Below are 26,660 nucleotides of genomic sequence, written 5' to 3'. Positions count from 1 at the left end.
ATCGTGGGCACGCTTCGCTTTGCCCACCCTACGGCACCTCGAAATCCGCTAGACTTCCTCCCATGGAATGGACCGACGAAGGCATCGTGCTGGGCGTACGGCGGCATGGCGAGAGTAGCGCCATCGTCGAACTGCTGACGCGCCAGCACGGCCGGCATCTCGGTCTCGTGCGCGGCGGTGCCAGCTCGCGGCTGCGGCCGCTGCTTCAGCCCGGCAACAGCGTCAGCGCGGTGTGGCGGGCGCGGCTCGACGAGCATCTCGGCACCTACGCGATCGAGGGATTGAAGCTGCGGGCGGCGACGCTACTGGGCTCGTCCCATGGCGTCTATGGCGTCACCCATCTGGCCTCGATTGCACGGCTTCTGCCCGAACGGGATCCGCACGAGGAGATCTTCTCGCTGCTCGAACATTCGCTCGACGATTTCGACGACATCGGCAGCGCTGCCGTGCACCTCATTCATTTCGAGCTGGCGATGCTCTCCGAGCTCGGCTTCGGGCTGGCGCTCGAAAACTGCGCGGTGACGGGGGAGACGACGGATCTGATCTACGTATCGCCCAAATCCGGCGGCGCGGTGTCGCGCGGCGCGGGCGAGCCGTGGCGCGATCGGCTGTTGCGGCTGCCGCCATTCCTGCGCCATGGCGAAGCCGCGAGCGACCTCACCGACGAGGATCTCCAGGACGGCTTTCGGCTGACCGGCCTGTTCCTGCTGCGCCATGTTCTGGAGCCGCGGGGGCAGGTCCATTCCGATGCGCGCGCCGGGTTCATCAATGCCCTGACGCGGCAGCAGGCCAGGGCGGCGCTTCCTGCACCCTAAAGATTTCTGCACCCAAAAAAGGCAACAAGACCAGCATCATGAGCTGATCGCGCCGCAGCATCGCCAGAAAAATATGAAGTTCCCCCGGGAACCAAGTCCGGCTGGCTGCGTTGGCCGGGCTGGTTCCACAACGGGGACAGCCCAAATGTTGATCAGGGGTTTTGCGCTGACCGCGGCGCTGCTTGCTTTTGTGCCTGACGCAACGGCCGGCGAGCCGCAACCTGGCGTGTTTCGCCGGGCCTCCTGCACGGTCGTCCGGTACTATGTGGCGAAATATTCCGCTGCGGCCGCAGAGACATGGGCGCGATCCCACGGCGCCACCGAAGCCGAAATCGAGGCCGCCCGCCGCTGTGTCGCCAATATGCCGGCGACGGCCCCGACCAAGGTCCAGCCAACCATAACCGCCGGGTGGGGAGGGCAGTAGCAGCCCTCAGGGAACAATCCATCCTTGCCCGATTCGCTTCCACGGTTTAACCGGGCGGCATGGGAAAACGAATCGTTCCTCCGGAAGAACCGGCTGAAATTCATGAGGTGCCGCTGCGTGACGCGCTGGAAGAGCGCTATCTCGCGTATGCGCTCTCCACCATCATGCATCGCGCGCTGCCCGACGCGCGCGACGGCCTGAAGCCGGTCCACCGGCGCATCCTCTACGGCATGCGCCTGCTCAGACTCGATCCCGGCACGGCCTTCAAGAAGTCCGCCAAGATCGTCGGCGACGTGATGGGCTCGTTCCATCCGCATGGCGATCAGGCGATCTACGACGCCATGGTGCGTCTCGCGCAGGATTTCTCCTCGCGCTATCCGCTGGTCGACGGCCAGGGCAATTTCGGCAATATCGACGGCGATAATCCGGCCGCCTACCGCTACACCGAAGCGCGCATGACCGATGTCGCGCGGCTTCTGCTCGAGGGCATCGACGAGGACGGCGTCGAGTTCCGCGCCAATTACGACGGCCAGTCGAAAGAGCCGGTCGTGCTGCCCGGCGGCTTCCCGAACCTGCTCGCCAACGGTGCGCAGGGCATCGCGGTCGGTATGGCGACCTCGATCCCGCCGCACAACGCCGCCGAACTCTGTGACGCCGCGCTGCATCTGATCGAGAAGCCCGACGCGAAGTCCAAGGCGCTGATGAAGTGGGTCAAGGGACCCGATTTCCCGACCGGCGGCATCTGCGTCGATTCCAAGCAGGCCATCGCTGAAGCCTACACGACCGGCCGTGGCTCGTTCCGAGTCCGCGCCAGGTGGTCGCACGAAGAGGGCGCGCGCGGCACCTGGGTCGTCGTCGTCACCGAGATTCCCTTCCTGGTGCAGAAGTCGCGGCTGATCGAGAAGGTCGCCGAGCTGCTGGACCAGAAGAAGCTGCCGCTGGTCGGCGACATCAGGGACGAGTCGGCCGAAGACGTCCGTATCGTGATCGAGCCGAAGTCGAAGAACGTCGACCCGGCCCTGATGATGGAATCGCTGTTCCGGCTCACCGAGCTCGAAAACAAGATTCCGCTGAACCTCAACGTTTTGATCAAGGGCCGCATCCCCAAGGTGGTGGGGCTCGCGGAGTGCCTGCGCGAGTGGCTCGACCATCTGCGCGATGTCTTGATCCGGCGGACCAACTTCCGCAAAGCGCAGATCGAGCACCGGCTGGAAGTCCTCGGCGGCCTGCTGGTCGCCTACCTGAATCTCGACGAGGTGATCAGGATCATCCGGACCGAGGATGAGCCAAAGCCGGCCTTGATGAAGGCGTTCAAGCTCACCGAGGTGCAGGCCGAAGCCATCCTCAACATGCGCCTGCGCTCCTTGCGCAAGCTCGAAGAGATGGAGATCCGCACCGAGGACAAGAACCTCCGCGCCGAGCTCAAGGGCATCAACGCGGTGCTCGCCTCGGAACCCGAGCAGTGGAAGAAGGTCGGCGAGCAGGTCGGCAAGGTCCGCGACATGTTCGGACCGAAGACGCCGCTCGGCAAGCGCCGCACCACCTTCGCCGATGCGCCCGAGCACGATCTCGCCGCGATGGAGGAGGCCCTCGTCGAGCGCGAGCCGGTGACGGTGGTCGTCTCCGACAAGGGCTGGATCCGCACCATGAAGGGCCATGTCGAGGATCTCTCGGGGCTGGCCTTCAAGCAGGACGACAAGCTCGGCTTCGCGTTCTTCGCGGAGACGACCTCGAAGCTCTTGTTGTTCGCCACCAACGGCAAGTTTTACTCGCTCGATGTCGCGAAGCTCCCGGGCGGTCGCGGTCATGGTGAGCCGATCCGCCTGTTCATCGAACTCGAACAGGAAGCGGCGCCCGTTGCTCTGTTCGTCAACAAGGGTGGTCGCAAATTCCTGGTCGCAAGCAGTGAAGGCCAGGGCTTTGTCGTCAACGAGGACGACTGCGTCGGCACCACCAAGAAGGGCAAGCAGATCCTCAACGTCGACATGCCGAACGAGGCGCGCACGGTGACCGAGGTGCTCGGCGACACCGTTGCTGTCATTGGCGACAATCGCAAGATGCTGATCTTCCCGCTCGACCAGGTGCCGGAGATGGCGCGCGGCCGCGGCGTGCGCCTGCAGAAGTACAAGGACGGCGGTCTGTCGGACGTAGCCGTCTTCGAGGCCAAGGCTGGCCTCACCTGGAAGGACTCCGCCGGTCGCGAATTCTCCGCGACCATGAAGGAGCTTGCCGAGTGGCAAGGCACCCGCGCCGACGCCGGCCGCCTGCCGCCGAAGGGTTTCCCGAAGTCGAACAAGTTCGGCAAGGTGATCGAGTAGGGGTAGGCGCTCGCCGCAGATGACAATGTGGAGCGGTGCGCTACCTCCACATCGTCGTTGCGAGCGCAGCGAAGCAATCCAGAATCTTTCCGCGGCGGCAGACTGGATTGCTTCGCTGCGCTCGCAATGACGGGATGCGAGAGCGTCGCGCTCCAACTCAAAGTGCGCATCTCCGCAAACGCGTGGCAGATAGCCACGAGCGCATACGTGTGGGCACGAACATTGCTTTTTCCTGGTGACTGCAAACGTGTCAGTCAAAAGGCAAAAAGAAACCAATGTTCAAACTGAAGTCCTTCATTCCGGCGCTGTTCGGCATGGCACTCGTTGCGGCGCCCGTGCACGCCGCAGGAAATCTCGTCGCGGTGCTTGAAGCGGAGATCGTCACGCTCGATCCGCATTTCTCCACGGCCTATATTTCGCGCACCTTCGGCTACATGGTGTTCGACACGCTGTTCGCGAAGGACTCCAAGGGCGACGTCAAGCCGCAGATGGTGCAGGACTGGAAGGTCTCCGCGGACGGCTTGACTTATACATTCACGCTGCGTGACGGCCTGAAATGGCATGACGGCCAACCAGTCACCGCGGCCGATTGCGTCGCGTCGCTGCGCCGCTGGGGCACCCGCAGCGCGCTCGGCCGCCGCATTTTTGCGATCTCGGCTTCGCTGGAGCCGACGGATGCAAAAACCTTCGTGCTGACGCTGAAGGAGCCATCCGGGCTCATCATCGACGCACTCGGCAATCCCGTCAGCCCCGTCGCCTTCATGATGCCCGAGCGCATCGCGAAAACGCCCGGCGATCAGCGCATCACCGAGATCATCGGCTCCGGCCCGTTTGTCTACAGCAAGGCCGATCACCGGACCGGCGACCGCATGATCCTGAAGAAATTCGCCGACTATGTGCCGCGTTCCGAGCCCGCCGATTTCCTTGCCGGCGGCAAGCGCGTCAACATCGATACGCTCGAGATCCGCGTCATTCCGGACGGCTCGACCGCGGCGTCCGCGCTGCAGGCCGGCGAAATCGACTTCATGCAATATGCGCCGTTCGATCTGCTCCCTCAGCTCGAGAAGAACTCACGCGTGAAGGTCGTCAATTTCACTGGCGGCAACATGTTCGCGGGCGCCTATCGCCTCAATGCCGCATCAAAGCCATTCGACGATCCCGCGATCCGGCGCGTGCTGTGGAAGCTGGTCGATCAGCGCGAGGTGCTCGACGCGCTCGGGCTCGATGCCAAATACGCCACGCCTTGTGCGACGTTCTTCACTTGCGGCACCGCCTATGAGAGCAAGGCCGGCATTGAGGCTGCGGCAAATCCCTCGATCGAAGCGGCGAAGGTGGCGCTGAAGGCGACGAAATATGCCGGCGAGCCGGTGGTCGTGATGGAGGCCAACGATCTCGAGGCCCCGCGCGTGTCGGCGCAGGTGTTGGCCGAGCGGCTGAAGGCGGCGGGCTTCAACGTCGATCTCCAGGTGATGGACTGGGCGAGCGTGCTGGCGCGCCGTGCCAAGAAGGAAGGCTGGAGCGTCTACGGCGTTCACGCCGGCGGTTTCGACCTCGGCTCGCCGCTGACCAACGTCATGGTTGCCTTCAACTGCGCCGACTTCACCGGCTGGCAGTGCGATCCGCGCATCACGCCGCTGATGGAAGCCTTTGCGAGAGCGCCTGCCGAAGCGGATCGCAAGGCAGTTGCCGGCGAGATCCAGAGCGTCATGTACGATCAGGCGCCCGCGATTCCGTGGGGCCAGTTCGCGCAGCCCGCCGCCTATCGCGCCACTCTGCGCGGTCTGATACCGTCCGCCATCCCGGTGTTCTGGAACGTTGAGAAGTAACGCGATGTACGATGTCATTGTTGTCGGCGGCGGTTCGGCTGGCGCCGCCGTGGCCGCGAGGCTCTCCGAGGATCCCGCACGTCGCGTGCTGCTGTTAGAGGCGGGCCTCGACTGGCGTGCTGATGAAGCGCCCTGGGAGGTGAGGACGCCGAACCCGATCCCGATCATTCACAAGCGCGAGTATCAGGAGAAATGGCAGTGGCCTGATCTCCTGACGCGCCGTGTGGCGGGGCAGGAGCCGCGCTTCTACTGGCGCGGCAAGGGGCTCGGCGGCTCGTCGATGATGAATGGCCAGATCGCCATTCGCGGCGTCGCGGATGCATTCGACGAATGGGCCGCCAATGGCTGCAACGGCTGGTCGGCCAGGGAGGTGATGCCGCTGTTCTCGGTGATCGAGGACGATCTCGAATTTGGCGATGCCGCAGGTCACGGCCGCGGCGGACCGTTGCCGGTCTATCGTGCGCCGCCGGAGAAATGGGGCCCGATCGATCGCGGCCTGCGCGATGCGGCGCTGGCAAGCGGCTATCCCTGGTGCGCCGACCTCAACGGCCCTGATGGCGAGGGCGTCGCCTGCTATCCCATCAACAGCCGCGACAGTCGCCGCATCACCACCAATGAGGGCTATCTGGAGCCTGCGCGCGGCCGCGCCAATCTGGAGATCCGGGGCAAGACGCTGGTCGATCGCGTTCTGATCAGCGACGGCCGTGCGACGGGTCTGCGCGTTCACACCGAGGGGCAGGGCACCAGCGACATCAGCGCGCGCCAGATCGTGCTTTGCGCCGGCGCCATCCACAGCCCGGCGATCCTGCTGCGCTCGGGCATTGGGCCGGCCGACGAGCTGAAGGCGATGGGGATCGCGGTCGCACGCGACCTGCCGGTGGGCCGCCACTTCTTCGATCATCCGCTGTTCCGCGCGACGATCCAGCTGCAGCAAAACCTGCGGCCCGCCGATCCCGACACCCGCCACACCAATTGCTGCGTGACCTATTCGTCCGGTCTCGCCGATGGCGGCAAGCGCGACATGATCCTGATCGCGTTCAACCATCGCGGCATCGGCGTGCCCGGCGCGATCGGGGCCGGGCTGTTCAACGCCTATTCGCGCGGCACGCTCAAGCTCGCCTCCACCGATCCGTCCGTCGATCCCATCGTCGAGGAGAACATGCTTGCCGATCCCCGCGACATGCAGCGCATGATGGATGCGGTGAAACGGCTGGCCGTGATCACCTCCCAGCCCGCGCTTGCCGGTATCGCCGACTGGATCAGGCTGGCCGACACCGACCTGACGCTGCCGCAGGCGGCGGCGCTGCCGGATCATGAGCTCGACGCGCTGTTGCGCCGCGAAACCGGCGACATCCAGCACGCCGCCGGCAGTTGCCGCATGACCGGCGTCAACGATGCCGATGGTGTGGTCAATCCTGATGGCATCGTGAAGGGCATCTCGGGCCTGCGCGTCGCCGATGCCTCGATCATGCCGTCCGACTGCCGTGCTAACACCCACTTCACGACGGTGGTGATTGGCGAGGCGATCGCTCGGATGATGATGCGGTAGCTCTGCGGGGGGCATACCCGCTCGGAATGACGGACGTTTCGAGACAGTGCCCTCCAGCCCAGATGACATGCGCGCGCGAACACGGTCGGCCCGTCATCTTCACATGTATTGTCTCACGCTTTGGAGAAATCGCTCTTTCTCGCCCGGTGCGTAACCTTGGGAAGCTCCATAATAGGGTTCATTGTATTGATTGTACGGCGCAGCCCGGGAGTGGATCGGCGGCCTGGGCGGCGCGTATGTTTGGCGGGAATTGCGCCGATTGCTCCCTCTGGCCTTCGTACCAACGTAATACGGGTTGAGGACGCACATCTGACCGTTAGCCGACGCTCTGCATTGGTCCATCGTCGTATAGCTGCATCTGTAGTACGGGCTGGTTCCGAAAGAGACGACGTTCAGGCAGACGGGAAAAGCGGGATCATATCTTTGAGCCCGGGCGTGCCCCGCTGTCAGGGCGATACCCACTGTCAAAATCGTCAAAGCCAATTTGCGCATTGTGGCTTCCTCCAGGTTGGCCCAACACACCGGTGGCACTCCGACCGTCGGCAGTACTGATCCAAGTCAATGCTCACGGAGTTCCGCGACTGTCCTGCTCGACAGGCGTTGCAACACGGCCTCTAGCCTCGACGTCCTAGATCACCCCCACCAGCCGCAACGCCACGCCGGCGGCGCAGCTGCCGGCGAGCACCGTCAACATCCCCAGCTTGAACCGGAAGATCGCGGTCGCAGCCGCAATCGACAGCACGAGCGCGGGAATATCGACGCTCGTCAGGACGGGCCTATCGAAATCCAGCGGGAAGGCATGCACCGGCACGGTCTCGCGAAACAGCGTGTGGAGTGCGAACCAGATCGAGAGGTTGAGGATCACGCCGACGACGGCGGCGGTGATCGCGCTGAGGGCCCCGGCCAACCCCGTGTTGCCGCGCAGCCGCTCGATATAGGGGCCACCGACGAAGATCCAGAGGAAGCAGGGCGTGAAGGTGACCCAGGTCGCAAGCAGGCCGCCGAGCATGGCCGCCAGCATCGGCGACAGGCCGCTCGGGTCGCGATAGGCAGCCATGAAGCCAACGAACTGGAGCACCATGATGAGAGGGCCCGGCGTGGTCTCGGCCATGCCGAGCCCGTCGAGCATCTCGTGCGGCTTCAGCCAGTGATAATGCTCGACCGCCTGCTGGGCGACATAGGCCAGCACCGCGTAGGCGCCACCAAAGGTGACGAGCGCCATCTTGGTGAAGAACAGCGCGATCTGGCTAAACACGCTGGCTTGGCCCAGAACCGAAAGCAGCGCGATCACCGGCACGAGCCAAAGCGAAAGCCACAACGCAGCGGTGCGGATCGCGCGCGCCGTGTTGGGGCGGACATGCTCGGGCACGGCTTCGCCGAGCATGCTGTCGATCACGGCACCGCTGCCGCCATGGCCGTGACCGGGAGGCGAAAATTCCGGCCGGCCGGCGCGGGCGCCGGCATAGCCGATCACGCCGGCGGCAATGATGATGATCGGGAAGGGGACCGCGAAGAAGAAGATCGCGACAAAGGCGATTGCGGCCAGCGCGATCATGATGCGGTTCTTCAGCGCCCGTTTGCCGACGCGGACAACGGCCTCGATGACGATGGCGAGCACCGCGGCCTTCAGCCCGAAGAACAGCGCCTCGACGAAACTGACATTGCCATAGGCTGCATAGATGTAGCTCAGCCCCATGATGGCGATGATGCCGGGCAGGATGAACAGCCCGCCCGCCATCAGCCCGCCGGCGGTGCGATGCATCAGCCAGCCGACATAGGTCGCGAGCTGCTGCGCCTCCGGTCCCGGCAGCAGCATGCAGTAATTCAGCGCATGCAGGAAGCGTCCCTCGGAGATCCAGTTCTTCTCCTCGACCAGGATGCGGTGCATCACCGCGATCTGGCCCGCGGGCCCGCCGAAGCTGAGGCAGGCGACCCGGAGCCAGACGCGAAAGGCTTCGCCGAAGCTGATGCCGTGACCGGCATCAGCTCCTGCCTGGGCGTTACGGATATCCATTACGCCTTCACCTTGTTGGTCGGCCAATTGTGGGTCTCGCCCGTGGCGTCGCGGCACCAGCGGTAGAAGGAATCGTAGAGCAGCATGCCGGCCTCGAGCTGTTCGAGGTCGTCATCGTACATTCGCGACAGCCCGAGAGACGCGGCGAGCAGGCCGGGCGCTTCCGGTGCGAGATCCGGCCGCGCGGTGTCGGCGCCGCGCACCAGCGTGGCCAGCCGCAGCAACGCCGGCGTCGCAACGCCGAACTCCTCGATCATGACGTCGAAGGTGCAGAGCTCGCCCCGATGGCTCCAGAACACGTTCTCGATGTCGAAGGGCGCGGCATTGAACCGCTCGCCGACGGCGACCACTTCGGACGGCGCCACATACAGAAACACCGCGTTGGGATCGACGAAGCGACGGATCAGCCAGGGGCAGGCGATGCGGTCGACCTTGGGCCGCGCCCGCGTGACCCAGACGGTGCGTCCCTTGCTGTCGCGCGGCGGTAGCTTGCGGGTGTCGAGCAACGGCAGCTTCGCTTCCTTCCAACCCTCAAAGCCGCCGTCGAGAGTCTCGGCCTCCACGCCGAGCTGGCGGAGCCACGCCGCGGTGCCCTGTGCGAGCTTGCCGCCGCGCAGACAGGAGACGATGGCGGAACGGCCGGCAAATGCGCCGCCCCATTCCGCAACGGTCTCGTGGCTGAACCTGACAGAGCCGGGGATCAGTCGCCGGTCGGCGGCAAAATCCTCCTCCGTCCGGACATCAATCAGAGCAGGGGCATTGGCCGTGCCGATCAGGCGCGCCAATTTGTCGGATGATATGGTCGTGAACGTTGACATGATGCGTCCTCGCATAAAGCAAACGGGACGCGATACTTGGGCATGTCGCCTCGTGGGGAGATCGCTCAAATCCCCATGGCGCTGATTACAACGAAACTCCGCGATACTGTCAATCGCTGGTTTCATCCGCATTGAACGTTAGAAAGATATGCTGTGGCCGCCTATAGTCCTCAGTGGAAGCGGAATTCTGCGGCGCAAGCGGGGTTGATCCTCGGTCGCAGCAAGTCGGCGCTGCAGGGAAGGACCAAGGATGACACGCAAGATCACGCTCGCTCTCGCCGTCGCGGCATTCGCGCTGTCCGCCCAGGCTGCGTTCGCGCAAAAGCCGGGCGTCGAGAAACTCTACATCATGAATTGCGGGGAGGGGGTTGCCGGCGACATCGGGCGCTGGTCGCCGGGGGTGAACGAAGGCCAGTCGATGGATTTCGTCGACACCTGCTATCTCATCAAGCACAGCCAGGGCTGGTTCCTGTGGGATACCGGCATCCCCGACGCGGTCGCGGCGATGCCGAACGGGCTTGCGCCGGCCGATCCGAAGGCCGTGACCTGGAAGCGGCCGAAGACGCTCGCCGCCCAACTCGAGCAGATCGGTGTCAAGCCCGCCGACATCAAGGCCATGGGCGTCTCGCATACGCATCCCGATCACATCGGCAATGTCGAGATGTTTCCGCAGGCAACCCTCTACGTGCAGAAGGCCGAATATGACTGGCCCGGCGCGAACAACGAGCCGCGCTTCAAGCCGTCGCATCCGGTCGAGCTGCTCAGGGGCGACAAGGACGTGTTCGGTGATGGCAGCATCACCGTCCTCTCGACGCCCGGTCACACGCCGGGGCACCAGTCGTTGCTGGTGAAATTGCCGAGGACCGGAGCGGTCGTGCTTTCCGGTGACGCCGCCCACTTCAAGAGCAATTGGGAGAACCGGCGCGTTCCCGTCAACAACGTCAGCAAGGACCAGTCGGTCGCCTCGATGCAGAAGATCGCCGAAACGCTCGACAAGGAGAAGGCGCAGCTCTGGATCAATCACGACAAGGCCCAGCGCGACAGCCAGAAGATGTCGCCGGAGTTTTATGATTAGCTTCGCCGGCGCCCTGTTGCCACCATGATGGCAGCAGGGCTGTGCTAGGCGCCTCCGGAAGCTCCCGATCAGGAGGCCGCTGTGGGGGAATGGCTCGGGGTCGCGATCGCTCTGGCGTCGAGCAGCATCGGCGGCACTGCTGCCGCGATCACCCGTTACCTCGTCGTCGGCGCCGATCCGGTCCTGCTGGCGATCCTGCGCTGGGGGATCGGTTTCATGTGTCTGCTGCCGTGTGCGCTGCTGCTGCGCGTCCGCTGGCCGCAGCGGGCGGACTGGCTGGCCGTGATGGCGCTCGGCATCTGCTTCTTTGGCCTGTTCTTCATCCTCTACAACATCGCGGTGTCCTACACGACCGCCGCCCGTGCCAGTCTCGCGCTGGCGACGCTGCCGCTCCACACCATGGTGGTCGGAGCGATCCTTGGCGTCGAACGATTGACGGCGCGCAAGATCGTCGGCGTCGGCATCGCCGTGCTCGGTGTGGCCGCGGCGTTGGCCGTGGGGCTGGCACAAAGCCCGCCCGGTTCCTGGCGCGGCGAACTGATCATGACCGGCGCGGTGTTCTGCATGGCCTTCTACAACGTGCTGTCACGGCCGCTGATGCAGCGCTCCAGCGCGCTCGGGTTTCTGACGGTCGGCATGGGCGCGGGCGCTGCGGTGCTGGTGCTCGTGGGTCTTGCAAAGGGCAGCTTTGCCGCGCTCGACCATTTCACGACGGCGCAATGGATTGCCGGGATCTATCTCGGCGCCGGCGGCGGCGCGCTCGCCTTCATCCTCTGGGTCATGGCGCTGGCGCGCGCGACGCCAACCCGCGTTGCCAATACGATGACGGTCAATCCGATCGCGGCGACCTTGCTGGCGGCACTGCTGATCGGCGAGCCGATCACGCCAAATCTGCTGATCGGGCTGGTTGCCGTGTTCGCTGGCATCTGGATCGCAACCAGCCAGCCGAAGCCGGCCTAGCTTTTCGGCGCGGTGACCGGCGGCGGGCTCGTATCCGGCGTCTTCTTCGGCTTCAGCGTTCCGGCATAGAACGAGACCAACCACACCAGCAAGATGGCGAGGAGATAGACGCCCCAGGCCTGCGGCGGCGTCATGGCCCAGCGCAGGAGGCCTTTGAAGGTGCGAGGCGGAGTTTTGTCGTCGGTCATGCTGCGCTTGTGCGCGAAAGCGGTGGCACGGTCAATCGGCCCGCTTCTCGGCGCGGATCAGGAACAGCGCAGCCAGCGCTGACAGGCTGAGGGCGGACGAGACTATCAGCACCTTGGCGCCCATGACGTCGATCAGCAGGCCGAAGGCCAGCGGCGCCACCGCCTGCGCCATTCGCGCCGGCGCGCCGATGATGCCGAGGCGATAGCCGAAATCTTTCGGGCCGAAGATCGAGAGCGGCAGCGTCCCGCGGGCAATCGTCAAAATGCCGTTGCCGGAGCCGTGCAGCAGCGCAAAGGCGCTCGCGGCGGGCGCGCCGAAGATGGCGACGACGGCCGCTCCGATCGGGTGGGTGAGGCAGGCGAGCCGTGTCGACCACAGCGGATGGAAGCGGCTGAGAACGCTGGCTTCGAGAATGCGCGCGATCACCTGCGCCGGGCCGATCAGCGCGCCGGCCGCGATCGCCTCGACATGGGTCGCGCCCGTTGCCTCGAGGATGCGCGGGAAATGCACGGCCATGGCGCCGGTGACGGTCCAGACCGCCGCAAAGACGAAGGCGAGCAGGATCATGGTCCGGTCGAGCGGGACGTGCGGTTTCTCCGCCGTTGCCGCGGCCTGCTTCGCCCCCTTGATCGCCGGTAGCATGAAGAAGTTGAGCGGCAGGCCGATCAGGATATTGGCGGCAGCCCAGGCGAAACAGGTGTCGCGCCAGCCGATATGGGCGAGCCCCCAGGCGGTGAGGGGCCAGCCGACGGTCGAGGCAAAGCCCGCCATCAGCGTGATGCCGGTGATCGAGCCGCGCGCCTCCGTGCCGTAGATGCGGCCGAGCGCGGCGAAAGCAGCATCGTAGAGCCCCATCGCCATGCCGATGCCGAGCACGAGCCAGGCAAATGCCATCACCGCGACCGATTGCGAGAATCCAAGCAGCACGAGGCCTGCAGCGATCGTCAGGTTCGAGGCCGACAGCACCTGCCGCCCGCCGACGAGGTCGATCTGCCGGCCGATGCGCGGCCCCAGCATCGCCGAGATCACCAGCGAGGCCGAGAATGCGCCGAAGATCCAGTTGGTGGAGATGCCGAGGTCGTGCGCCAGCGGGTCGGCGATCAGGGCCGGCAAATAATAGCTGGAGGCCCAGGCCAGGGTCTGCGTCGTGCCGAGCGCCAGGATGATCGGAAGCTGGCGCTGGCTCATAGTCCAGTGTTTCTGGTCGACGGTGTCATTGGTTGCATTTGCGGCCCGAGGCGCGCGCGCGTCAACAGCGTCCGCGACATATTCGACCCGCGGCGGGTGAGGGCCTTGGTTGTGCGCGGCCTTTCGCTCGTCACGAATGCACGCCATAATGGCGTATGCAACTCACCTCCCGCCTTGCGCTGATGAACTGGCTGACCGGTCAGGGCCTCACCGGCCTTCCCGAGAACGAGATGCTGCGCGGTTTTTGCGAGCGCTGCCGCGCCGAAGGGCTGGAACTCTCGCGCGGGCTCGTCGTCATCGACACGCTGCATCCGATCTATGAGGGCCGCGGCTTCCTCTGGAACGACAGGGCCAGCAACGAGAGGGACGTGTTCGAATACGGCTCGACCGCCGAGGGCGACGCCGCCAAGAACTGGCGCCGTTCGGTGTTCTTCCACATGCTCGAGCACGGCCACGACGAGATGGTGATCGATCTGGCCGATGCGCCCTCGATGGATTTCTCGCAGATCGGCGATCTCGCCGAGAAGGGCCATAAGCACTATCTCGCCTTCGTGCATCGCTTCGGCGAGAACGGCGCGCTTGGGCTGATGGACTGCCTCTATTCCTGCTGGACCACGCGGCGCGATGAAGGCTTCTCCGAGCCGGAGCTCGTCGCGTTGCGCGATCTCGTGCCGGTGCTGGGGCTTGCGATCAAATCGGCGCAGCAGGTCGACATTGCCCGGACGCTCGGGCGCGTCTATCTCGGCCGCGGCGCCTCCGAACAGGTGCTGGGCGGACGGATCTCGCGCGGCGTCACCGAACGCATCAACGCCGTGCTCTGGTATTCGGATTTGCGCGGCTCGACCGGGATCAGCGAGAGCATCGGCCCCGACGAGATCATCCCGTTCCTCAACGATTATGCGCAGGCCGTGATCGACGCGATCCACGAGGCCGGCGGTGACGTGCTGAAGCTGATTGGCGACGGTGTGCTCGCGATGTTCACCGGCGAGGACATGGCCCATGCCCGCCGCGCCGCGCTGCGCGCCGAGCACCTGTTTCGCCAGAACGTCGCGGCGCTGAACGTGCGGCGCGAGGCCGACGGCCGTCCGACCACGTCGGCCTATATCGGCCTGCATGTCGGCGAGGTCTTCTACGGCAATATCGGCAGCGAGGACCGGCTCGACTTCACCGTGGTGGGGCCGACGGTCAACGAGGTCAGCCGGATCGCCTCGATGAGCCGCTCGGTCGATCGCGAGCTGCTGGCGTCAGCCGAGTTTTACAAGGGCCTGGATGCCGCCGGCCGTCGCTATCTCGTCTCCACCGGTCGCTATGCCCTGCGCGGCATCGGCCGCGCGCAGGACCTCTACACGCTCGATCCCGAGGTCGACGCGAGCGAACCGGTGACGGGCAGCTACGAACGGTATCTGGCGAATTAGGCCTCGCTGTCGTCCCGGCGAAGGCCGGGACCCATACCGCGTGATCTATCCGTGGCGCAGGGCGTTCGTCCCAACGGATCCTTGCAACTGCCAGCCTTCGTCAAACGTCGCCCTGTGGTTATGGGTCCCGGCCTTCGCCGGGACGACGGCGGAGATTGTTGCTGGATTTCGCTTCGATCACGACGTGGCTAGCACCGCGCCGCCACCTCGTCCCCCACCATGGCCGGCTGCCGATCCAGCGCGACCGCAGGCGAGAGCCAAATGATCAGCGCTTGCACGCCGAACACGGCGGCCGCGAGATAGAGGCACGCTTCCGCGCTGTAGAGGCCGCCGACGATGGCGCCCAGCGCCGAGCCGAGCGGGCGGGCGCCGTAGCTCATGATGTTGATGGCGGAGACACGGCCCAACAGGCGCGGCGGCGTCACCGACTGGCGCAAGGTCGTAGTCGAGATCACCCACAGGATCGGCCCGACGCCGAGCAGGAAGAAGCTGAGACCCGCGAGCCACGGCGAGGGCACCAGCACCGTCAGCGCCATCACGACAGCGGCGACGAAGCCGGTGACCGGGCCGAGGCCGACCACGGTGCCGAACGCGATGCGCTTCATCACGCGCGTGGCGAACAGCGCACCGATCACCATGCCGACGCCGTACATCGTCAGCACGGTGCCGACACCGGCAGCGGTCAGGCCGAGATGACGCACCGCGTACGGCACGAACACCGCGATCTGCAAGAACCAGCCGGTGTTGAAGATGAACTGCGTGATGAACACCGGCCGCAGCAGCGCATGGTGAAACACGAAGGCCGCGCCTTCGCGGATATCCTGGAACGGGTGGCGGCGCGGCACGGGCGCACGCGCAGGCTCATAGATGCCGGAGAGTAGCACGACGGCGATGGCCGAGAGCGCCGCGGCAAAGCCAAAGGCGAGGCTTGCGCCCCACCAGCCGACCAGCGCACCGCCGAGCGCAGGCCCGCTTGCGAAGGCAATGGTGCGCGCGAGCTCGATGCGGGCATTCGCAGCCGGCAACAGCTCCGCGCTCACCAGCGAGGGCACCAGGGCCGGCGCGGCCACGCTGTAGACGACGGTGCCGCAGACGGCGGCAAAGCCGAGCAGCGCCAGCAGCGACAGATTGAGCGCGCCGAGCACGAGCAGCAGCACGATGGTCGCGAGCGCCACCGCACGCAGTGCCTCGGCCCCCGCCATCAGCGAGCGGCGGGAGATGCGGTCGGCGAGCAGGCCAGCCGGAATGGCGAACAGGACGAAGGGCAGAGTGAGAGCGGTCTGGAGCAGGCCGGTCTGGCCCTCCGCCACGCCCAGCGTCAGCACGGCGACGATGGGGGCTGCGGCCAGCGCGATCTGTTCGGCCGACTGCGCCGCGAGGTTGGACCAGGCGAGGCGGTTGAAGGTTTCGGGGAGGCGGGGCGGATTTGACATGGCTCATTTCCTGCAAAGTCGGATTGGGGCCAGTATTCGCGCCGGGGACGGCCAAACCCACCCGCTTCCCGACAGGATCGGGCAAAATGGGCCGGCTGCATGGAACTGATACGGCTAGATGCAGTTGCAAATGAGTTGCAATAAGGCTCAAACCCGGTATTCTGCCAGCATGGATGCCCGATCGCCTGATTTGACCCAGGACCTGACCCAAGCCGCCGGTACCGGCTGGCGCACCGACGCGCCGACCACGAAGAGCCTGGCCGAGGTGAACGCCACGGTCGCCATCCCCGCAGCGGGGGCGTGGTGGCGGCGGCTGCTGGCCTTCGTCGGCCCAGGCTACATGGTCTCGGTCGGCTACATGGACCCCGGCAACTGGGCGACCGACCTCGCCGGTGGATCCAGGTTCGGTTACACGCTGCTCTCGGTCATCCTGCTTTCCAATCTGATGGCGATCCTGCTGCAGTCGCTGGCGGCGCGGCTCGGCATCGTCACGGATCGCGACCTCGCGCAGGCCTGTCGCGCGACCTATTCGCCGGCCGTGAACTTCCTGCTCTGGCTGGCTTGCGAGGCAGCGATCATCGCCTGCGATCTCGCCGAGGTCATCGGCACCGCGATCGCGCTGAAGCTGCTGTTCGGCATTCCCCTGGTCGGCGGCGCGCTGCTCGCAGCCCTCGACGCGTTCCTGTTGCTCGTGCTGATGAACCGGGGCTTCCGCTTCCTCGAAGCCTTCGTGATGGCGCTGCTTGCGGTCATCGCGGTCTGCTTCGCGGTCCAGATCGTCGCCGCCGCGCCGCCGGTCGCCGAGGTGCTGCACGGCTTTGTGCCGAAGAGCGAGATCTTCACCAATTCCGAGATGCTCTACATCGCGATCGGCATCATCGGTGCAACCGTGATGCCGCATAATCTGTACCTGCATTCCTCGATCGTGCAGACGCGTGCGTATGAGCGCAACGACGAAGGCCGTCGCGAGGCGATCAAATGGGCGACGACGGATTCGACCGTCGCGCTGATGCTGGCGCTGTTCATCAACGCCGCGATCCTCGTCGTGGCGGCCGCCACTTTCCACAAGAGTGGTCACTCGGATGTTGCCGAGATCGGCCAGGCCTTTGAGCTGCTCTCGCCGCTGCTCGGCCTCGGCATCGCCTCGACGTTGTTCGCGGTGGCGCTGTTGGCGTCAGGCCTCAACTCGACGGTCACGGCGACGCTTGCCGGCCAGATCGTGATGGAAGGCTTTCTCGATTTGCGCCTGCCGAGCTGGGCGCGGCGCCTCGTCACGCGCGGCATCGCCATCATCCCGGTGATCGTCGTCACCGCGATCTATGGTGAGCGCGGCACGGCGGATCTGCTGGTGTTCAGCCAGGTCGTGCTGTCGATGCAACTGCCGTTCGCCGTCATCCCGCTGGTGCGCTTCGTGTCGGATCGCCGCAAGATGGGGCAGTTTGCGATTGCACCCTATGTCGCTGCGACCGCGTGGATCGTCGCGGGCGTCATCGTGGTTTTGAACGTGAAGCTGTTGGTGGATACGCTGTTCGGCTAATTACTCCCCACTGTCGTCGCCCGGCTTGACCGGGCGACCCAGTATTCCAGAGACAGTTGTTGTTGAGCCGAAAAGCCGCGGCGTACTGGATGCCCCGGTCAAGCCGGGGCATGACAATGTGAGGCAGCTAATCCTGCGGCTCGGACGCCGCATCGCCCTGCGCGTCGATGCGCAGCCAGCCTGAGGGGGCGAGGCGCTGCTGCGGCAGGAAGCGGGCCTTGTAGTCCATCTTCTTGGAGCCCTCGATCCAGTAGCCGAGATAGACGTAGGGCAGGCCCTGGCGACGGGCGCGCGCAATGTGGTCGAGGATCATGAAGGTGCCCATCGAGCGGCTGACCTGACTCGGCTCGAAGAACGAATAGACCATCGACAGACCGTCGCTGAGCACGTCGGTCAACGCGACCGCGATCAGCTCCTCACCGCGGCCGGTGATGCCGCTGTCGGGACCGCGCTTGCGATACTCGATGATCCGGGTTTCGACATGGCTGTCCTCGACCATCATGGCGTAGTCGAGCACGGTCATGTCGGCCATGCCGCCATGGCGGTGGCGGGCGTCGAGATAGGCCCGAAACACCGAATATTGTTCGGAGGTCGGTACCGCGCTGCGCTGTTCGCCGATGATGTCGGAATTGCGCGCCATCACCTTGCGGAAGTTGCGGGAGGGGCGGAACTCGTTGGCGACCACGCGCACCGAGACACAGGCCCGGCACTGGTCACAGGCCGGCCGGTAGGCGATCGACTGGCTGCGGCGGAAACCGCCATGGGTCAGGAGGTCGTTGAGGTCGCCGGCGCGATCACCCACGAGGTGCGTAAACACCTTGCGCTCATGCCGGCCCGGCAGATACGGGCAGGGGGACGGCGCCGTGAGGTAAAATTGGGGGGTGTCGCGCGAGTGCTGGGTCAAGGGACGTCGTGGGCCTCCGAAGTGAGTATCAGCATCGCGCTACGAAAGCCCCCGGTCAATCGGTCCGCTTGGCAGGTCAGGTCAGTCAGTCTAGCGGAGCCTGGTTAGTAGGTCCTTGCCGTTTGCGGCACGGGCGCCCGAACGGAATTGTTGATCACGACCGTTCCCAGCACGAAATCGTGCAGCAGCCGCCGGCGGCCGTTGAACAGGCCGACCAGCACGACGAACGGCGACAGGAACGAGACCGTCACCCAGAACAGCACGGCATGGGTGGCGCCGAGGACAAAGTAGCCGGGCGCGCCGTACCAGGTGCGCAGCTCAAGATCCATGATCCGCATCCCGATGGTCGCGGACGAGGGACCACCGATGCAGGCGCCGTAATAGACGATGGCCCAGATCACGGAAGCCGGCCAAGCCAGCCAGAACAGCGCCCAGCCGATGCCGAGCGTCACCACGCCGAACAGGGCGATGAAGATGTAGCCGAGGATGACGGGAACGGAGATCACGACCATGTCGATCAGGAACGCGAATACCCGCCGCGTCGCGACGCCGCGGAACAGTTCCGGATGCAGATAGGGGTCGTAGGCGTGAGCCGCGCCATCACTGCGCCAGGCGCCTGAACTACCCGAGTCATAAGACATTGTCCGTCCTCCCAGGGAAAACTCCCGTGGCAGGACATGGGAACAGGCTATTCCCCTGCCAAGGGTGCGCCCGCGTCAACAAGCCGAAATATTCCGGCAATTCGGGGGCGGGGGAGGCCGACAGCGAAAGTCTCGTAGGGTGGGCAAAGCGAAGCGTGCCCACCATCCGGTAATGATCGCGACCAATCGTGGGCACGGCGCAAATGCGCCTTTGCTACGATACTTACGTCTGCGCGCGCAGCTTCTCCGCCGCCTTCGGCGCAAAATAGCTGAGCACGCCGTCGGCACCCGCGCGCTTGAACGCGAGCAGGCTCTCCATCATCGCGCGGTCGCCGTCGAGCCAGCCGTTGTTGGCGGCGGCTGCGATCATCGCGTATTCGCCGGAGACCTGGTAGGCGAAGGTCGGCATCGCAAACGTGTCCTTCACGCGGCGGACCACGTCGAGATAGGGCATGCCGGGCTTCACCATCACCATGTCGGCGCCTTCAGAGATGTCGAGCTCGACTTCGCGGAGCGCTTCGTCGGTATTGGCGCTGTCCATCTGATAGGTGCGCTTGTCGCCGGTCAGCGTCTTGGCCGAGCCGATGGCGTCGCGGAACGGGCCGTAGAAGGCGGAGGCGTATTTGGCCGCATAGGCCATGATCTGCACGTCGAGCAGGCCTGAGTGGTCCAGCCCCTCACGGATCGCCGCGACACGGCCGTCCATCATGTCGGAAGGGGCGATGATGTCGCAGCCGGCCTCGGCCTGCACCAACGCTTGGCGCACCAGCACCGCGACCGTCTCGTCATTCAAAATCTTGCCGTCGACGATCAGGCCGTCATGGCCGTGGCTGGTGAAGGGATCGAGCGCGACGTCGCAGAGGATTCCGATCTCGGGAAACTCCTTCTTGATCGCGCGCACCGCCTGGCAGACCAGATTGTTCGGGTTGGTCGCTTCCGAGCCTTCCTCGTCGCGCAAGGACGGGTCGGTGTAGGGAAACAGCGCCAGGCAGGGGATCGTCAGCTTCATGGCGCGCTCGGCCTCGCGCACGGCCTGGTCGACGCTGAGGCGGTCGACGCCGGGCATGGAGGCGATCTGCTCGCGCTTGTTGTTGCCGTCGATCAGGAACAGCGGCCAGATCAGATCGTCGGTGGTGAGCACGTTCTCGCGCACCATCCGCCGGGCCCATTCGGCCTTGCGGTTGCGGCGCGGGCGGACGGTCAGATCGAGGGCATGGGGCACAGCTGCACCCGTCCCGCGCGCAACCTCGCGCAGTTCGATCGGACGTCCGTATTTGATCGCCATCACTCTTCCTCCGGCTGGAATTATTCTTATACCAGCTCGCATGGTTCCCGCCACCGCGGCTTGACCTGCCGCAAGGCAGAATTGAACCGACTTGCGCTGCCGATTGATTTTGCGGGGCGAACCAGCCAGAAGGGGGCCATGTCCGAGATCTCCACCCGCGATGCGGCCCGCGACGGCGCCAATGCCAGAGATGCCGTCAGAGACAGCGCCCGCGACAATGCGATGTCGGTGGCGGCGATCTCGTCGGAGCGCCCCGAGTCCGACGACAATGTCTGGACGCGGCGGCTGGTGCTGTTCCTGCGCGTGATGGCGCTGCTGTCGATCCTCAAGGGCCTCTATCACTGGGCGCAAGTGACGGGCTTCGTCGGCGGCGAGGATGAGGCGTTCGAGAACCAGTCGATGGCCTGGCAGGCCTCGACCATCTACTTCGCCGTGATCGAGCTCGTCGCCGCCGTCGGCCTCTGGCTCGCCACGCCCTGGGGCGCGGTGGTGTGGCTCACCACCGTGGTGTCGATGGCGGTGATCGAGCTGATGTTCCCCGGCATCTATGGCGGCAGCCTGATCGTGGTCGGCGTCGAGGCCTTCATGCTCGCCGCCTATCTCGCACTCGCCTGGATGGCCGCGCGCGAACGGCCGCCATAGCGGTCGCGCGCAGGCATCTTGCAGGGTGGGTAGGGCGAAGCGAACCCCATCGATGCAACCGCGCGAGGATGATGGGTTTCGCTTCGCTCTACCCATCCCACGATCTGTTCAGCTCCGGGACACCAGCGATTTCACGCGCGTTTGGTTGACCACTCGTTGCGTAAAATTCGAGGTAACTTTTCATTGACCTAGCGGTATCCGCCACAGCTGTTACGCGTGCGTTTCGAAACGGGGCGGGGCTGTTCTGGAATGCGACAGAACGGGCGCACGGAGGGTGAACAGGACCTTGCGAAGGTCAACAGACGGTTGCGAAAAGCCCTTGTGGCACAGGCTTAATCCGCAATTCACTGTCTTAAATTCATGATCTCTTTATTCTCTTATTTAAGCCGATCTTCAAACGCCCCCCTTAAGTTGCACCTATCAGACGGGACACAAGTTTCGTCGAATAAGTGTCGATAAAAACGACAACAGGGGAAGTGTCATGATGAAAGCCGTCGCAACTGCGGCAGATACCGCAGAGCGCGTTTCGGGCCCGCAGGGTTCGGTGCAGTCGCTCTATCTGGAAGCATTGACTCTGGTGGAGCGGCTGCATCGCCGTCTCCTCGACGTGATCAAGGACGAGTTCGATCGTCGTGGCCGCGCCGACATCAATTCCGTGCAGGCGCTCCTGCTCTATAACATCGGCGACAAGGAGCTGACCGCGGGCGAGCTGCGCACGCGCGGTTACTATCTCGGCTCCAACGTCTCCTACAATCTGAAGAAGCTCGTCGAGCTCGGCTTCCTCGATCATCAGCGCTCGCGCGTTGACCGCCGCTCGGTGCGCATTCGCCTGACGCCGCAGGGCCAGGAAGTCCGCCGCATCGTCGACAGCCTCTACCAGAAGCACGTCAAGACCGTTGAACAGGTCGGCGGCATCTCGGGCGAGGAGTTCTCGACCCTCAACAAGTCGCTGCACCGCCTCGAGCGGTTCTGGACCGACCAGATCCTGTATCGGCTCTGAGTTTTCCGAGTTTTCCGAGGGATTTGGCCAAGCCGGCCCAAAACAAGACCGGCAAGCCTTCCCGAACGTGCCTGCTTCCCCAAGCGCGCCGGCCCGGCTTGCCCCGGACCGGTGCGTTTTGTCGTTGTTTTCGCACTTGCGAAAAATATGACGGCCGGGTGGAACCAGTTGTTCGCGTCGCAGTTGTCTCCTCGGGATCGGAGGATGCAATGCTGGTCGAGCGCGGGTTGCAGGCAATGAACGTCGAGCTCGTGAGCGATGCTTATGCTATCGCCGCGAACTACCTCCGTCGTTCCGGCGCGATCCCCGACACGCTCGTCACCAACGAACGCCTGCTCGAGATCATCATCAAGCTGCTCCAGCACGGCGAATTCAACAAGATCAGGCTCGCCAACAAGGCGATCGCGCGCTTCGAGGCGCAGGCCGAGGCGAGAGCGGTTGCCTGATCAAGACTCCCAAAATTCCGAAAGACCAGAGGGTGCCATGGAAGCTGCCATCGACCGCATCATGCAGACCTATGACTTGCTCGCCAACCGGACGGCGGCGGCGAGCGAGGAGGCGCGCCTGAAGGTCACGAACTATCTGAATACGTTGATGGAAGCAGGCGAGAAAGACACCCACAGGTTGACGGTCTGCGGCCTGACCTATCTGCGCCAGCTCGACGGCAGCGTGGACCCCGTGAAGGCGGGGTATACCGGGCTGTAGGGGAATTTGAGCCGGCGCCAGGGCCGTCATTTAGGGTCCGAAGCGGACCCTTCAGGGAGGGGTGGATCGGAGGCGGTTCCAGAGAGTCTTCCATCCCAAAATGCTCCGATCCCCACCATATCTTGCATAAATATCAGGCCCGACCCGCAACTACTTGGCCGGGGGCGGGCGATGTGGTAGATCGCGCTCGCCGCTTCCGATCGCCACACCAAGACCCCCGTAGCCCGCCAAAAGGCTGCGGCGGTGGAGATATTCGCAAGATGACCCTCGCCAAGAACTCTGCAGCGTCCGCCTCTGCGCCCGATTCGTTTTTCACCGCCTCGCTCGAGCAGGCCGACCCGGAAATCGCCGCCGCCATCAAGGGCGAGCTCGGCCGGCAGCGCCATGAGGTCGAGCTGATTGCCTCCGAGAACATCGTCAGCCGGGCCGTGCTGGAAGCGCAGGGTTCGGTCATGACCAACAAATACGCAGAGGGTTATCCGGGCGCGCGCTACTACGGCGGTTGTGAGTGGGTCGACGTCGCCGAGAACCTCGCGATCGATCGCGCCAAGAAGCTGTTCGGCGCCAACTTCGCCAACGTGCAGCCGAACTCCGGCAGCCAGATGAACCAGGCGGTGTTTTTGGCGCTGCTGCAGCCCGGCGACACCTTCATGGGTCTCGACCTCGCGGCCGGCGGCCATCTCACCCACGGCTCGCCCGTCAACATGAGCGGCAAGTGGTTCAAGGCCGCGCACTATACCGTGCGCCGCGAGGACCAGCTCATCGACATGGACGCGGTTGCCAAGCAGGCCGAAGAGGTCAAGCCGAAGCTGATCGTTGCCGGCGGCTCTGCCTATTCGCGCGCCTGGGACTTCAAGCGTTTCCGCGAGATCGCGGACTCGGTCGGTGCGTATCTGCTGGTCGACATGGCGCACTTCGCGGGCCTCGTCGCCGGCGGCGTGCATGCCTCGCCGGTGCCGCATGCCCACGTCACCACGACCACCACGCACAAGTCGCTGCGCGGTCCGCGCGGTGGTCTGATGCTGTGGAACGACGAGGCGCTGACCAAGAAGTTCAACTCGGCGATCTTCCCGGGCCTGCAGGGCGGCCCGCTGATGCACGTGATCGCGGCGAAGGCGGTTGCGTTCGGCGAAGCGCTTCGTCCGGACTTCAAGGTTTACGCGAAGAACGTCGTCGAGAACGCCAAGGCGCTGGCCGAGGCGATGAAGAGCCACGGCTTCGATATTGTTTCCGGCGGCACCGATAACCATCTGATGCTGGTTGACCTCAGGCCGAAGGGCCTGAAGGGCAACGTTTCGGAGAAGGCGCTGGTCCGCGCCGCCATCACCTGCAACAAGAACGGCATTCCCTTCGATCCGCAGTCGCCGTTCGTCACCTCCGGAATTCGGCTGGGCACGCCGGCGGCGACGACCCGCGGCTTCGGTGTCGCTGAATTCCAGCAGGTTGGCGGCATGATCGCCGAGGTCCTGAACGCGATCGCGCAGTCCGACGACGGCAAGGCGCCGCTGGTCGAGGCCGCGATCAAGGAACGGGTTAAGGCGCTCACCGACCGGTTCCCGATCTATCAGTAAGGTCTGGATACACGGATGCGCTGCCCGAACTGCAACAGTCTCGATACGCAGGTAAAGGACTCGCGTCCGACCGAGGATTCCTCCGTCATTCGCAGGCGGCGCGTATGTGTCGCCTGCGAATTCCGCTTCACCACCTTCGAGCGCGTGCAATTGCGCGAGCTCACGGTGATCAAGCGCAACGGCCGCCGCGTGCCGTTCGACCGTGACAAGCTGATGCGCTCGGTGTCGATCAGTCTGCGCAAGCGGCCGGTCGAGCCGGAGCGGGTGGAGAAGATGGTCTCCACCATCGTGCGCGAGCTCGAGACGGGCGGCGAGGCCGAGATCTCCTCCGAGGTGATCGGCGAGACCGTGATGGAGCATCTGCGCACGCTCGACGACGTCGCCTATGTGCGCTTCGCCTCCGTCTATCGCAATTTTCGCGAGGCCAAGGATTTCGCCGAGGTGCTCGGCGAGCTCTCCGGTGAGGAGGAAGCGCGGCTCGCCGCGATCCGCAAATGATCTTCCGCATCCTGGAGGATCAGTTCGCCCAGAAGATCCGTGAGACGAAGGATTCCGATCGCCGGTTCATGCAGCTTGCGCTCGCGTTGGGCCGGCGCGGGCAGGGGCGCACCTGGCCCAATCCTGCCGTCGGTGCCGTCATCGTCAAGGACGGCGTGATCGTCGGCCGCGGCTGGACCCAGCCCGGTGGACGGCCGCATGCCGAAGTTGAAGCACTGCGACGGGCTGGTGAGGCCGCGCGCGGCGCGACGCTCTACGTCACGCTCGAACCCTGCTCGCATTTCGGCAAGTCGCCGCCTTGCGCCGACGCGGTGATCGCCGCCGGCATCAAGCGGGTGGTCGCAGCGATCGAGGATCCCAATCCGGACGTCGCAGGCCAGGGCCATGCGCGCTTGCGCGCGGCCGGCATTACCGTGGATGTGGGGCTGTGTGCGGCAGAGGCCGCGTTCGACCACGCCGGCCATTTCCGCCGTATCCGCGATCACCGTCCGCACGTGATCCTGAAGCTCGCGGTCGCGCCCGACGGCAAGATCGGCGCCGCCGGTGGCAAGCCGCTCGCAATTACGGGCGAAGCCGTGCGCAACCGCGTGCATCTGCTCCGCGCCTCGAGCGATGCCATCCTGGTCGGGATCGGCACGGTGCTGGCGGATGATCCGCAGCTCAACTGCCGCCTGCCGGGTATGGACGCGCGTTCTCCGGTGCGTGTCGTGCTCGACCAGAATTTGCGCATCCCGGCCTCGAGCCAGCTCGTGCGCTCCGCGCGCGAGACGCCGGTCTGGGTGATCGGCTCGGAGCTCGCCGAGGCTGCGGCCGCCACGCGGCTTGGCGCCGCCGGTGCGCAAATCATGCGCATGCCACCGGGAGGCGCATCCGGGCTCGATCTTCCCGCCGTGCTGCATGCGCTGGCCGAGAAGGGCATCACGCGCCTGATGGTCGAGGGCGGTAGCCGTGTGGCGGCATCGTTCGTCTCCGCCGACCTCGTCGACGAGATCTGGCTGTTCCGCGGAGCGGAAGAGGTCGGCGCCGGCGGGGTCGATGCGCTCGATGCATTGCCCCTGTCGAAAATCACGCAGTCGCAGGCCTACAAGGTTCATGCTAGCGAGACATTCGATCACGATACTCTCACCATCTACGAGCGCGCCTAACATGTTCACCGGCATTGTCACCGATATCGGCGAGATCGTCAGCTTCAAGCCCGTGGCACAGGGGCAGTTGCACCGCCTGCGTATCGCTTGCAGCTACGATCAGACCACCATCGCCGACGGCGCCTCGATCGCCAGCAACGGCGTGTGCCTGACTGTGGTTGCTTCCGGCGTCGCAGACGGCAAAACCTGGTATGACGTCGATGCGGCGGCCGAGACGCTGGCGCTGACGACGGCAAAGCACTGGAAGCTGGGCACGAAGCTCAATCTCGAGCGTGCGCTCAAGATCGGCGACGAGCTCGGCGGCCACATCGTCGCCGGCCATGCCGACGGCATCGCAACCATCGTCAGCCGCGAGGACCTGCCCGATATGGCGCGGTTCGAGCTCTCCACCACGCGGGAGCTGGCGCGCTTCATCGCCACCAAGGGCTCGATCACGCTCGACGGCGTCTCGCTGACGGTCAATTCCGTGAAGGACGTGACCTTTTCGGTGCTGATCATCCCGCATACGCTTGATGTCACGACGATCGGCGGCTGGAAGGCCGGGACCGAGGTTAATATCGAGGTCGATTTGATGGCCCGCTATGCGGCGCGGCTGACGGAAATGACGGTTTAAAACTTGGCTTACCCGCCTGCGGCGACTACATAACGCGGCGACCCAAGAGACCGACCAAGAAACCGACCAAAAGACGACTTCACGAAACGGATTGA

26 protein-coding genes are annotated in these 26,660 nt (G+C 64.9%); 17 read left to right on the top strand and 9 right to left on the bottom strand.

Annotation, left to right across the window (positions count from 1 at the left end; all coding sequences use genetic code 11):
• The first annotated feature begins 62 nt into the window (after positions 1-62).
• From recO to NLM31_RS25415, 5 genes are all read left to right on the top strand, one after another.
• Entirely contained in the window at positions 63-815 is a 753-nt protein-coding gene (gene recO, locus NLM31_RS25435) for a DNA repair protein RecO (protein ID WP_254131965.1), read from the top strand.
• Between the two features lie 145 nt (positions 816-960).
• Positions 961-1,239: a hypothetical protein gene (locus NLM31_RS25430; protein WP_254131964.1), complete on the top strand. Its 279-nt coding sequence runs from the start codon at positions 961-963 to the stop codon at positions 1,237-1,239.
• Between the two features lie 59 nt (positions 1,240-1,298).
• Positions 1,299-3,557 (top strand): DNA topoisomerase IV subunit A, encoded by a 2,259-nt coding sequence (parC, locus tag NLM31_RS25425; protein ID WP_254131963.1) that lies wholly within the window; start codon positions 1,299-1,301, stop codon positions 3,555-3,557.
• A gap of 275 nt (positions 3,558-3,832) precedes the next feature.
• Positions 3,833-5,383, top strand: coding sequence for an ABC transporter substrate-binding protein (locus tag NLM31_RS25420; protein WP_254194043.1), 1,551 nt, complete (start codon positions 3,833-3,835; stop codon positions 5,381-5,383).
• A 4-nt stretch (positions 5,384-5,387) separates the two neighbouring features.
• The gene (locus NLM31_RS25415) at positions 5,388-6,932 is read left to right on the top strand and encodes a GMC family oxidoreductase (protein WP_254194042.1); all 1,545 of its coding nucleotides are present in this window, start codon (positions 5,388-5,390) and stop codon (positions 6,930-6,932) included.
• 99 nt (positions 6,933-7,031) lie between these two features.
• Here NLM31_RS25415 and NLM31_RS43250 read toward each other — a convergent pair whose 3' ends face one another.
• The 3 genes from NLM31_RS43250 to NLM31_RS25400 form a co-directional block, all read right to left on the bottom strand.
• On the bottom strand, positions 7,032-7,424 hold the full coding sequence (locus tag NLM31_RS43250; protein WP_309143703.1) for a DUF3551 domain-containing protein: 393 nt from the start codon (positions 7,422-7,424) through the stop codon (positions 7,032-7,034).
• A 136-nt stretch (positions 7,425-7,560) separates the two neighbouring features.
• Positions 7,561-8,946 (bottom strand): chromate efflux transporter, encoded by a 1,386-nt coding sequence (gene chrA / locus NLM31_RS25405; RefSeq protein ID WP_254194041.1) that lies wholly within the window; start codon positions 8,944-8,946, stop codon positions 7,561-7,563.
• On the bottom strand, positions 8,946-9,764 hold the full coding sequence (locus NLM31_RS25400) for a chromate resistance protein ChrB domain-containing protein (RefSeq protein ID WP_254194040.1): 819 nt from the start codon (positions 9,762-9,764) through the stop codon (positions 8,946-8,948). The genes chrA and NLM31_RS25400 overlap by 1 nt, the downstream gene beginning before the upstream one ends.
• A gap of 250 nt (positions 9,765-10,014) precedes the next feature.
• Between NLM31_RS25400 and NLM31_RS25395 the strand changes: the two genes are divergently transcribed.
• Positions 10,015-10,839, top strand: coding sequence for an N-acyl homoserine lactonase family protein (locus NLM31_RS25395; protein WP_254194039.1), 825 nt, complete (start codon positions 10,015-10,017; stop codon positions 10,837-10,839).
• 81 nt (positions 10,840-10,920) lie between these two features.
• On the top strand, positions 10,921-11,799 hold the full coding sequence (locus tag NLM31_RS25390) for a DMT family transporter (protein ID WP_254194038.1): 879 nt from the start codon (positions 10,921-10,923) through the stop codon (positions 11,797-11,799).
• Here the strand turns inward: NLM31_RS25390 and NLM31_RS25385 are convergent.
• Positions 11,796-11,987, bottom strand: a complete 192-nt coding sequence (locus NLM31_RS25385) for a hypothetical protein (protein ID WP_254131956.1) — start codon at positions 11,985-11,987, stop codon at positions 11,796-11,798. The two genes, NLM31_RS25390 and NLM31_RS25385, sit on opposite strands and share 4 nt — an antisense overlap.
• A 31-nt stretch (positions 11,988-12,018) precedes the next feature.
• The gene (locus tag NLM31_RS25380) at positions 12,019-13,176 is read right to left on the bottom strand and encodes an MFS transporter (protein ID WP_254194037.1); all 1,158 of its coding nucleotides are present in this window, start codon (positions 13,174-13,176) and stop codon (positions 12,019-12,021) included.
• A gap of 155 nt (positions 13,177-13,331) precedes the next feature.
• On the opposite strand from NLM31_RS25380, the gene NLM31_RS25375 reads away from it, so the two are divergent.
• Positions 13,332-14,591: an adenylate/guanylate cyclase domain-containing protein gene (locus NLM31_RS25375; RefSeq protein WP_254194036.1), complete on the top strand. Its 1,260-nt coding sequence runs from the start codon at positions 13,332-13,334 to the stop codon at positions 14,589-14,591.
• A gap of 188 nt (positions 14,592-14,779) precedes the next feature.
• Here NLM31_RS25375 and NLM31_RS25370 read toward each other — a convergent pair whose 3' ends face one another.
• Entirely contained in the window at positions 14,780-16,024 is a 1,245-nt protein-coding gene (locus tag NLM31_RS25370; RefSeq protein ID WP_254194035.1) for an MFS transporter, read from the bottom strand.
• A 169-nt stretch (positions 16,025-16,193) separates the two neighbouring features.
• Here NLM31_RS25370 and NLM31_RS25365 point away from each other — a divergent pair, with 169 nt between their 5' ends.
• Positions 16,194-17,561, top strand: a complete 1,368-nt coding sequence (locus NLM31_RS25365; protein WP_254131952.1) for an Nramp family divalent metal transporter — start codon at positions 16,194-16,196, stop codon at positions 17,559-17,561.
• A 127-nt stretch (positions 17,562-17,688) separates the two neighbouring features.
• Here NLM31_RS25365 and NLM31_RS25360 read toward each other — a convergent pair whose 3' ends face one another.
• The 3 genes from NLM31_RS25360 to hemB form a co-directional block, all read right to left on the bottom strand.
• Positions 17,689-18,465, bottom strand: a complete 777-nt coding sequence (locus NLM31_RS25360; RefSeq protein ID WP_254131951.1) for an arginyltransferase — start codon at positions 18,463-18,465, stop codon at positions 17,689-17,691.
• Positions 18,466-18,569: 104 nt separating this feature from the next.
• Positions 18,570-19,106 (bottom strand): RDD family protein, encoded by a 537-nt coding sequence (locus tag NLM31_RS25355; RefSeq protein WP_254131950.1) that lies wholly within the window; start codon positions 19,104-19,106, stop codon positions 18,570-18,572.
• A 223-nt stretch (positions 19,107-19,329) separates the two neighbouring features.
• On the bottom strand, positions 19,330-20,391 hold the full coding sequence (hemB, locus tag NLM31_RS25350; RefSeq protein ID WP_254194034.1) for a porphobilinogen synthase: 1,062 nt from the start codon (positions 20,389-20,391) through the stop codon (positions 19,330-19,332).
• Positions 20,392-20,529: 138 nt separating this feature from the next.
• Between hemB and NLM31_RS25345 the strand changes: the two genes are divergently transcribed.
• The 8 genes from NLM31_RS25345 to NLM31_RS25310 all read left to right on the top strand — a co-directional run bounded on the left by NLM31_RS25345 (position 20,530) and on the right by NLM31_RS25310 (position 26,565).
• Positions 20,530-21,033, top strand: coding sequence for a DUF6163 family protein (locus NLM31_RS25345; protein ID WP_254131948.1), 504 nt, complete (start codon positions 20,530-20,532; stop codon positions 21,031-21,033).
• Between the two features lie 481 nt (positions 21,034-21,514).
• Positions 21,515-22,033 carry a transcriptional regulator LdtR gene (gene ldtR, locus NLM31_RS25340; RefSeq protein ID WP_027529973.1) on the top strand — a complete coding sequence of 173 codons (519 nt, stop codon included), beginning with the start codon at positions 21,515-21,517 and terminating at the stop codon, positions 22,031-22,033.
• A 209-nt stretch (positions 22,034-22,242) separates the two neighbouring features.
• Positions 22,243-22,479 carry a hypothetical protein gene (locus NLM31_RS25335; RefSeq protein ID WP_254131947.1) on the top strand — a complete coding sequence of 79 codons (237 nt, stop codon included), beginning with the start codon at positions 22,243-22,245 and terminating at the stop codon, positions 22,477-22,479.
• Positions 22,480-22,516: 37 nt separating this feature from the next.
• Positions 22,517-22,738 (top strand): hypothetical protein, encoded by a 222-nt coding sequence (locus NLM31_RS25330; protein WP_254131946.1) that lies wholly within the window; start codon positions 22,517-22,519, stop codon positions 22,736-22,738.
• Between the two features lie 260 nt (positions 22,739-22,998).
• Complete coding sequence (gene glyA / locus NLM31_RS25325; protein WP_254194033.1) at positions 22,999-24,309, top strand: serine hydroxymethyltransferase; 1,311 nt, start codon at positions 22,999-23,001, stop codon at positions 24,307-24,309.
• Between the two features lie 15 nt (positions 24,310-24,324).
• Positions 24,325-24,807, top strand: coding sequence for a transcriptional regulator NrdR (gene nrdR / locus NLM31_RS25320; protein ID WP_063683081.1), 483 nt, complete (start codon positions 24,325-24,327; stop codon positions 24,805-24,807).
• Positions 24,804-25,952, top strand: a complete 1,149-nt coding sequence (gene ribD / locus NLM31_RS25315) for a bifunctional diaminohydroxyphosphoribosylaminopyrimidine deaminase/5-amino-6-(5-phosphoribosylamino)uracil reductase RibD (protein ID WP_254194032.1) — start codon at positions 24,804-24,806, stop codon at positions 25,950-25,952. Before nrdR ends, ribD begins: the two co-directional genes overlap by 4 nt.
• Before the next feature lies 1 nt (position 25,953).
• A complete protein-coding gene (locus tag NLM31_RS25310) occupies positions 25,954-26,565 on the top strand; it encodes a riboflavin synthase (RefSeq protein WP_254194031.1) in 612 nt (203 codons plus the stop codon).
• Positions 26,566-26,660 lie beyond the last annotated feature (95 nt).

It is taken from the genome of Bradyrhizobium sp. CCGUVB4N (assembly GCF_024199945.1).
Taxonomy (GTDB): Bacteria; Pseudomonadota; Alphaproteobacteria; order Rhizobiales; family Xanthobacteraceae; genus Bradyrhizobium.
This window is presented reverse-complemented; position numbering and strand designations above follow the sequence as displayed.